This window comes from Yoonia vestfoldensis SKA53 (genome assembly GCF_000152785.1).
Lineage (GTDB): Bacteria > Pseudomonadota > Alphaproteobacteria > Rhodobacterales > Rhodobacteraceae > Yoonia > Yoonia vestfoldensis_A.
This window is the reverse complement of sequence record NZ_CH672414.1, coordinates 656,103-664,158: the sequence shown is the minus strand read 5'-3', so window position 1 is coordinate 664,158 and position 8,056 is coordinate 656,103. Positions and strand designations below refer to the sequence as shown.

Here is an 8,056-nt window from a genome sequence, read left to right as displayed (position 1 = left end):
CGTGTGTGTTCGCGCACGATCATTTGCAAGAACGTGCCGCGCTTGTGCCTGGCTGGACCGATCCGATCGTGATCGGCCGTCACGCGTTCGGCGACCAATACAAGGCCACCGATTTTCTGATGCCCGGCAAAGGCCAGCTGACCATGAAATTCGTGGGCGACGACGGCACCGTGATCGAAAAGGTCGTCTATGACAGCCCCGGCGCCGGTGTGGCGATGGGCATGTATAACCTTGACGAAAGCATCATCGATTTCGCGCGCGCTTCGCTGCACTATGGGCTGAACCTTGGCTGGCCGGTCTATTTGTCTACTAAAAACACGATCTTGAAAGCCTATGACGGGCGGTTCAAGGATCTGTTCCAAAAGGTGTTCGAAGAAGAATTCGCCGACAAATTCAAGGCCGCCGGCATCACCTATGAACACCGCCTGATCGACGATATGGTCGCATCCGCGATGAAATGGTCAGGCAAATTCGTCTGGGCCTGTAAAAACTATGACGGCGACGTGCAGTCCGATACCGTGGCACAGGGCTTTGGCTCGCTCGGCCTGATGACATCGGCGCTGATGACCCCCGATGGCAAGATCATCGAGGCCGAGGCCGCCCATGGCACCGTCACCCGCCATTACCGCCAGCATCAGGCTGGCAAGGCGACATCGACCAATTCCATCGCGTCGATCTTTGCCTGGACCGGCGGGCTCAAGCACCGCGCGAAACTGGACGACAACGCGCAGTTGATGAGTTTCGCGACAACATTGGAAAAGGTCGTGGTGGATACGGTCGAAAGCGGCTTCATGACCAAGGATTTGGCGCTGTTGGTCGGCCCCGACCAGAAATGGCTGACCACCGAAGGATTCCTTGAAAAGGTGGATCAGAACCTGAACGCCGCGATGTAAAACCAAAGGGGGGCCGATTGGCCCCCCTTTTTTGTGGTGCTGCCGTGCGGTTTACTGCTTTGCGTTTACTGCGCCCCGATAAAGGCAAAATTACCCTTGGTTTCAACAAGGCCGGTGGCGGATGTCGCCGTCTCGTCAATAACCCCGATGCCGGCAATCTCGCCGCCAGTCTGGCCATAGAAATTGCCTGACAGGGTTGACTTTGACACGCAGGCTTCGGCGAACAGACAATCTGTCCGTGTCGCATTTGCCGTGAACCCCGCACCACTGCGCGTACCAGTCAGTGAAAATCCATCGTTTCTTGCGCTTTGCGTCGCTGTATCATTATCAACACCACTGGTTCTGGTGCGAACTGTCAGCGTTCCGTTGACAGCATTTGTCGCAAAGTTTGCGTTGATTGTGCCGTCGCCGTCAATATTGAGGGAACGCACTCTGCCGTTGGCCAATTGAGTGCCGGTTCCGTCCAGCTGGACGGCATAACTTGCGGTACCGCTCAGGTTCGCGGGATTGGTGTCATTCCCGATCACGAAACGGATGATCCGACTGTCTTGCAAATTTGTGAAGTCAAGTCGCGCATAAGTATAGGCAGACACAGCAGTGCCGGGGCGCATCACACGCGTCAGATATTCATCGACCGTCCCGGTCGTCACGCGATAGTTTTCACCAGTGCCAAGTCTGGCCAGATCCGATGTTGCGCCGTTATAGGTGATCCGGATACTGTCCGGCGTCAGGCCCTGAACGGCGAACGTACTTTCCTGAAAGTTTCCAGTGCCGCTTCCGGCGGCGAAAGACACGCTGCTGGTGCTGGCCGTGCGGCCTGTGACCGCGGTAGACAGCGCGCCTCCACCTGTGACAACGCCGCTGGCAAACGGCAGCCCGTTGGTGCCGTTAACCGCGCCTGTGCCCACGACATCCACAACCGAGGCCCCACATCCCGCCAAAGCCATAGCTCCCGCACCCATGATAACATAGGGTATCAACTTCTTCATTTAACGCTCCTCACTTGTTACGCGGCCCACGCGGGGACCCAACCAAATCCATTTACCTTACATTTTAGGCAAGTTGTAATAAATAATCAATTAAAACGTGTATAAGCTATAAGCTTAGTCACCTTATGGTTTATTTCAACGCGCCATCCGTATCGCCCGGCAGGCCATACTTGCCTGTGATGCAACGCCGCCCCTTGTTGCTGGATTCGGCATTGCACGGCTTGCGTGTATGGGCTGTTCTGGCTAACGCGGTGCCATGAGCCAGACCGCCACCACCCCCGCCCCGCATACCCGCATCGAAGACGCGCAGGCCTTTGCGCTTGGCACGGCGATGTGTGCTTTGGGAGTGACGATGCTGACGCATCTGGGGCTGATCACCGGACAAACCGCAGGGCTGGCGGTGCTGGTGTCCTATGGCACGGGGCTGTCGTTCGGGCTGGTATTCTTTTGCGTCAACTTGCCGTTCTATTGGCTGGCATGGTTGCGGATGGGGCCACGGTTCACGCTCAAAAGCTTTCTTTGCGTCGGGCTGGTGTCGCTGATGGCCGAGAGCTTTCCCAAGTTGATCGTGTTTGAAGCACTAGACCCGTTACTGGGGGCGGTGCTGGTCGGGGCGGTCACGGGTCTGGGCCTGATCGTGCTGTTCCGGCATGGTGCCAGCCTTGGCGGGATCGGTATTCTGGCGCTGTTCATTCAGGACCGGACGGGGTTTCGCGCGGGCTATACCCAGTTGATTTTCGATCTGTGCCTGTTCGCGGCGGCCTTTGCTGTGATCGCCCCCGGGCTGGTGCTGTATTCGCTGGCCGGTGCCGTGGTTGCGAACCTGATCATCGCCACGAACCACCGCCCCGACCGGTATACAGGACGCTGATCATGCCGTTGCATTACATCTTTTTGATCTTTGCGATCATTGCCGAAACCATCGGCACCACCGCCCTGCAAGCCAGCCATCAATTCACGCGGTTCTGGCCATCGGTGCTGGTTGTCATCGCTTATGGCTTGTCATTCTACCTGCTGGCTCAGACGCTGCGGGTGATGCCGGTGGGCGTGGTCTATGCGATGTGGTCGGGGCTGGGGATCGTGATGATCGCGGCGATCGGCTATCTGGTGTTCGGTCAACGGCTTGATCTGCCTGCGGTGGTCGGGATCGGGATGATCCTGTGCGGCATCCTTGTCATTCATCTTTTTTCACACACATCACCGCACTGACGCGGCCTTGCGATTAAGGGGTGGCTTTTGCTGCGATTGCACGGTATCGCGCAGCTAAATTTCCCATAAGGCTGACCCATGGATATCCGCAATATCGCGATCATCGCGCACGTTGACCACGGCAAGACAACGCTTGTCGATGAACTTTTGAAACAATCCGGTGTGTATCGTGAAAACGAAGCCACCACAGAACGCGCGATGGACAGCAACGACATCGAACGCGAACGCGGCATCACCATTCTGGCGAAATGCACAAGCGTCGAATGGAAAGGCACGCGGATCAACATCGTTGACACCCCCGGCCACGCCGATTTCGGTGGTGAAGTCGAACGTATTCTGTCGATGGTTGACGGTGTTGTCCTGCTGGTCGATGCCGCCGAAGGCCCGATGCCGCAGACCAAATTCGTGACATCCAAGGCGCTCGCGCTGGGGCTGCGCCCCATCGTTGTCGTCAACAAGGTGGACAAAGCCGATGGCGAACCCGATCAGGCCGTCGATGACGTGTTCGACCTGTTCGCCGCATTAGAAGCCAGCGACGAACAGCTGGATTTCCCGGTCATGTATGCATCCGGCCGTGCCGGCTGGTGTGATGAACAGCTTGATGGTCCGCGCAAGGACCTGTCCGCGCTGTTCGACAAAGTGCTGGAACATGTCCCGATGCCCGCGCAGATCAGCCGCCGCGAAGAGCCGTTCCAGATGCTGGCGACCACCCTGTCGGCCGATCCGTTCATCGGACGCATCCTGACCGGCCGCGTCGAGGCAGGTACCCTGCGCGCAGGCGAAACCGTCAAGGCGCTGTCGCGCAACGGTGACAAGCTGGAACAATTCCGCGTCTCGAAGATCCTTGCCTTCCGCGGTCTGAGCCAGCAACCCATCGATGTGGCCGAGGCAGGCGATATCGTGACCCTTGCCGGTATGACCAAGGCGACCGTGGCCGATACGATCTGCGATCTGTCCATCGACACCGCGATCCCCGCCCAGCCGATCGACCCGCCAACCATCACCGTGACCTTTGGCATCAACGACAGCCCGCTGGCGGGCCGCGATGGCAAAAAGGTGCAAAGCCGCGTGATCCGCGAACGGCTGATGCGCGAATCCGAAGTCAACGTTGCGATCAAGGTCGCCGATACCGCCATGGGCGATGCGTTCGAGGTTTCGGGCCGCGGCGAATTGCAGATGGGCGTATTGATCGAAAACATGCGCCGCGAAGGGTTCGAGCTGTCGATTTCCCGCCCGCAGGTGATTTTCAAGGACATCGACGGCGTCCGCCATGAACCCATCGAAGAAGCCACCATTGACGTGGATGACGAATATACCGGCGCGGTCGTGGAAAAGCTGACCGGCCCGCGCAAGGGTGAATTGGTCGAAATGAAACCCGCCGGTGCCGGCAAGACCCGCATCATCGCGCATGTCCCGTCACGCGGGCTGATCGGCTATCACGGCGAATTCCTGACGGATACACGCGGGTCCGGTATTCTGAACCGGCTGTTCCACGGCTGGGCGCCCTACAAAGGCAAGATCGACGGCCGCCGTCAGGGTGTCTTGATCTCGATGGAAAACGGTGTGTCGGTGTCCTATGCGCTGTGGAAGCTCGAAGACCGCGGCAAGTTTTTCATCGGCGCGCAGGAAGCGGTTTATACCGGCATGATCATCGGCGAACACAGCCGCGACAACGATCTTGAAGTGAACCCGCTGAAAGGCAAGCAGCTGACCAACGTGCGTGCATCTGGCACGGACGAGGCGGTACGCCTGACCACGCCGGTGACCATGTCGCTGGAACAGGCGATTGCCTATATCGACGATGATGAATTGGTCGAAGTGACCCCGAATGCGATCCGGCTGCGCAAGCGGTTTCTTGATCCGCATGAGCGCAAGAAGAATTCGCGCAGCGCATGATGTGACTTCGCGCTGGTGTGACCAGCGCGAAGCCTCCGGCGGGGATATTTGCGCTCGGAAGATGGGAAAGACAGCGCCACGCCTTGAACGGGCGTGGCCTTTTTTTTGTCAGGCGATTTCTTCGACGATGCAAAGCTCGCGCTGGCTGGCGCCTTTGGCATGGCTCAGCGCATCCTGGTAGGCGGTCGAATAATAGCAGTCATGTGCGGCTTGCAAGCTGGGAAAGCGGGCCACGACGTTGCGGGGGCGATCCGGCCCTTCGAGCTGTTCATAGGCGCCGCCACGGGCCAGAAAAACGCCACCGTGATCTGCGATGGCTGACGTGGCGCGCCGGGCATATTCGCCGTAAGCGGCATCGTCAGTGACTTTGACATGGGCGATCCAGAGTGCGGTCATGACAGTTTCTCCAAGATTGATTTTGCTTGCGTGATGGCGGCTTCGGCGTTTTGGGTTGACGCGCCGCCGCCTTGCGCCATGTCGGGGCGGCCACCGCCGCCCTTGCCGCCCAGTTCTGGTGTGACCGCGCGCAGGATATCCACGGCCGAGACGCGCGTCGTCAAGTCTGCCGTAACGCCCACGGCGATTGCTGCCTTGTCGCCGGTATCGGCGATCAACAGCACAACGCCACTGCCCAGATCGGTCTTGATCTGGTCGATCAGCGACGGCAAATCCTTGCCCGTCACACCGGATAGCACCTGCGCATGAAAGGCGATGCCATTGACCTGCAGCGCGGGGGATGCCCCTTGCGCGCCGCCGCCCATCGCCAGTTCGCGGCGCAATTGCGCGACTTCATTGGCCAGCGTCCGGCGTTCATCCATCAGCGCCTTGACCCGGTCTGCGACATCACTGGCCGGGGCTTTCAAGGCGGCGGCCACATCCGCCAACCGCTGATCCTGCGCGCGCAGGTAATCAAGTGCCGCCTGACCTGTCAGCGCCTCGATCCGGCGCACACCGGCGCTGGAGGCCGCATCGCCCAAGGCGACAAAGGCACCGATTTCACCCAGCTGGCGCACATGCGTGCCGCCACAAAGTTCCAGCGAATAGGTATTGCCTGCCGCACCCTTGCCAGACCCATCCTTGCGGCCCATCGACACAACACGCACCTCGTCGCCGTATTTTTCGCCAAACAGCGCCTGCGCGCCAAGCGCGCGCGCATCATCGGGCGCCATGATGCGGGTTTCGACACGGGTATTCTGGCGGATCAGCGCGTTTACATCGCGTTCGATCTGCGCGAGTTCATCCGCGCTGACCGGTTTGGTATGGCTGAAATCGAACCGCAGCCGGTCGGGCGCGTTCAGCGACCCGCGCTGCGCGATATGATCGCCCAAGGTTTCGCGCAACGCCTCGTTCAACAAATGCGTGGCCGAATGGTTGGCCTGAACAGCCGCACGGCGGCCTGCGTCCACGCGCAACGCCGCGCCTTGGCCCACGGCGATGGTCCCGTTGGTGACAGTGGCGAAATGGATAAAGACGCCCGCGACCTTTTTGGTATCGGTGATCTGGGCTGTGCCGGTGTCGGTTTGCAAAATTCCAGCATCGCCAACCTGACCACCGGATTCGGCGTAGAATGACGTCTGGTTCAGCACGATCTGCACGGCACCGCCCGCCTGCTGGACCATTGCGCCATCGGCAACCAGCGCCTTGATCTGGCCTTCGACGTCCAAACTGTCATAGCCCAGAAAATCGGTCGGCCCCGCCAGATCGGCGACATCAAACCAGATCGCGCTGTCGGCGGCTTCACCCGTGCCGGACCATGCGGCGCGGGCCTTGGCCTTTTGCGCGGCCATCGCGGCATCGAACCCGTCGGTATCCACTGCGCGGCCCTTTTCGCGCAAGGCATCCTGCGTCAGGTCCAGCGGAAAACCATAGGTATCATAGAGCTTGAACGCGGCCTCACCCGGCAGGGCGGCATCCTCGGGCAGACCAGCCAGTTCATCGTCAAGCAGTTTCAGCCCGCGATCCAGCGTCTGTTTGAAACGGATCTCTTCGTTCATCAACGTCTCTTCGATCAGGCGCTGGCCTTGGCCCAATTCAGGATAAGCAGCCCCCATCTGTTGCACCAAAGCAGATACCAGACGGTGCATCACGGGGTCTTTCGCCCCCAGCAGATGCGCGTGGCGCATCGCGCGGCGCATGATCCGGCGCAAGACATAGCCGCGGCCTTCGTTCGAGGGCAGCACGCCTTCGGCAATCAGGAAAGAGGTGGACCGCAGATGGTCCGCGATCACGCGGTGATGCGTGTTGCCCGGACCATCGGGATCCGAGGATGTGGCGTTGGCCGACGCCTCGATCAGCGCGCGCATCACATCGGTATCGTAATTGTCATGCTTGCCTTGCAACAGCGCGCCGATCCGTTCCAGCCCCATGCCGGTGTCGATCGACTGCATGTCCAGCGGGCGCATCGACCCGTCTTCGAATTGTTCGTTCTGCATGAAAACGACGTTCCAGATTTCAATGAACCGGTCGCCATCTTCTTCGGGTGATCCGGGGGGGCCACCCCAGATGTGATCGCCGTGGTCATAGAAAATCTCGGTGCAGGGACCGCAGGGGCCGGTCGGCCCCATGCGCCAGAAATTGTCGTCTGTTGGGATGCGGATGATCCGGTCTTCGGGGACGCCGATCTTTTTCCACAGATCGAACGCCTCGTCATCGGTATGGTAGACCGTGGTCAGCAGACGCGATTTGTCGATCCCGAAATCGCGGGTCAGCAATTCCCAAGCAAAAGGAATCGCATCAGATTTGAAATAATCACCGAAACTGAAATTGCCCAGCATTTCGAAAAACGTGTGGTGGCGCGCGGTATAGCCGACATTGTCCAGATCATTATGCTTGCCGCCGGCGCGCACGCATTTCTGGCTGGTGGTGGCGCGGCTGTAATCGCGTGTTTCGACCCCGGTGAACAGGTTCTTGAACTGCACCATGCCCGAATTGGTGAACATCAGCGTCGGGTCATTGCGCGGCACAAGCGGGCTCGACGGGACCACACGGTGGCCCTGTTTTTCGAAATAATTCAGAAAAGTAGAACGGATGTCAGCAAGGCTGGTCATGGCGCGCTTTCAAGGAAAAAAT

The 8,056-nt window shown here is 59.4% G+C and carries 6 protein-coding genes and 1 pseudogene; 4 read left to right on the top strand and 3 right to left on the bottom strand.

What is annotated here, in order from left to right; all coding sequences use genetic code 11:
• A pseudogene (locus SKA53_RS03310) lies at positions 1 to 893 on the top strand (NADP-dependent isocitrate dehydrogenase); the annotation flags it as partial.
• Between the two features lie 65 nt (positions 894 to 958).
• On the opposite strand, the gene SKA53_RS03305 reads toward SKA53_RS03310, so the two are convergent.
• The gene (locus SKA53_RS03305; protein WP_040482775.1) at positions 959 to 1,882 is read right to left on the bottom strand and encodes a transferrin-binding protein-like solute binding protein; all 924 of its coding nucleotides are present in this window, start codon (positions 1,880 to 1,882) and stop codon (positions 959 to 961) included.
• 256 nt (positions 1,883 to 2,138) lie between these two features.
• Here SKA53_RS03305 and SKA53_RS03300 point away from each other — a divergent pair, with 256 nt between their 5' ends.
• The 3 genes from SKA53_RS03300 to typA all read left to right on the top strand — a co-directional run bounded on the left by SKA53_RS03300 (position 2,139) and on the right by typA (position 4,987).
• On the top strand, positions 2,139 to 2,753 hold the full coding sequence (locus tag SKA53_RS03300) for a YitT family protein (RefSeq protein WP_007204629.1): 615 nt from the start codon (positions 2,139 to 2,141) through the stop codon (positions 2,751 to 2,753).
• 2 nt (positions 2,754 to 2,755) lie between these two features.
• Positions 2,756 to 3,091 (top strand): DMT family transporter, encoded by a 336-nt coding sequence (locus tag SKA53_RS03295; protein WP_007204628.1) that lies wholly within the window; start codon positions 2,756 to 2,758, stop codon positions 3,089 to 3,091.
• A 78-nt stretch (positions 3,092 to 3,169) separates the two neighbouring features.
• Complete coding sequence (gene typA, locus SKA53_RS03290) at positions 3,170 to 4,987, top strand: translational GTPase TypA (RefSeq protein WP_007204627.1); 1,818 nt, start codon at positions 3,170 to 3,172, stop codon at positions 4,985 to 4,987.
• A gap of 108 nt (positions 4,988 to 5,095) precedes the next feature.
• Here the strand turns inward: typA and SKA53_RS03285 are convergent, their stop codons facing one another.
• Complete coding sequence (locus tag SKA53_RS03285) at positions 5,096 to 5,383, bottom strand: DUF1330 domain-containing protein (RefSeq protein WP_007204626.1); 288 nt, start codon at positions 5,381 to 5,383, stop codon at positions 5,096 to 5,098.
• Positions 5,380 to 8,034, bottom strand: a complete 2,655-nt coding sequence (gene alaS, locus SKA53_RS03280; protein WP_007204625.1) for an alanine--tRNA ligase — start codon at positions 8,032 to 8,034, stop codon at positions 5,380 to 5,382. Before alaS ends, SKA53_RS03285 begins: the two co-directional genes overlap by 4 nt.
• Between the last annotated feature and the right edge of the window lie 22 nt (positions 8,035 to 8,056).

Coding starts and splice junctions, on each gene's coding strand:
- SKA53_RS03300 (WP_007204629.1), top strand. CDS start 2,139: ATGAGCCAGACCGCCACCACCCCCGCCCCGCATACCCGCATCGAAGAC.
- SKA53_RS03295 (WP_007204628.1), top strand. CDS start 2,756: ATGCCGTTGCATTACATCTTTTTGATCTTTGCGATCATTGCCGAAACC.
- typA (WP_007204627.1), top strand. CDS start 3,170: ATGGATATCCGCAATATCGCGATCATCGCGCACGTTGACCACGGCAAG.
- SKA53_RS03305 (WP_040482775.1), bottom strand. CDS start 1,882: ATGAAGAAGTTGATACCCTATGTTATCATGGGTGCGGGAGCTATGGCT.
- SKA53_RS03285 (WP_007204626.1), bottom strand. CDS start 5,383: ATGACCGCACTCTGGATCGCCCATGTCAAAGTCACTGACGATGCCGCT.
- alaS (WP_007204625.1), bottom strand. CDS start 8,034: ATGACCAGCCTTGCTGACATCCGTTCTACTTTTCTGAATTATTTCGAA.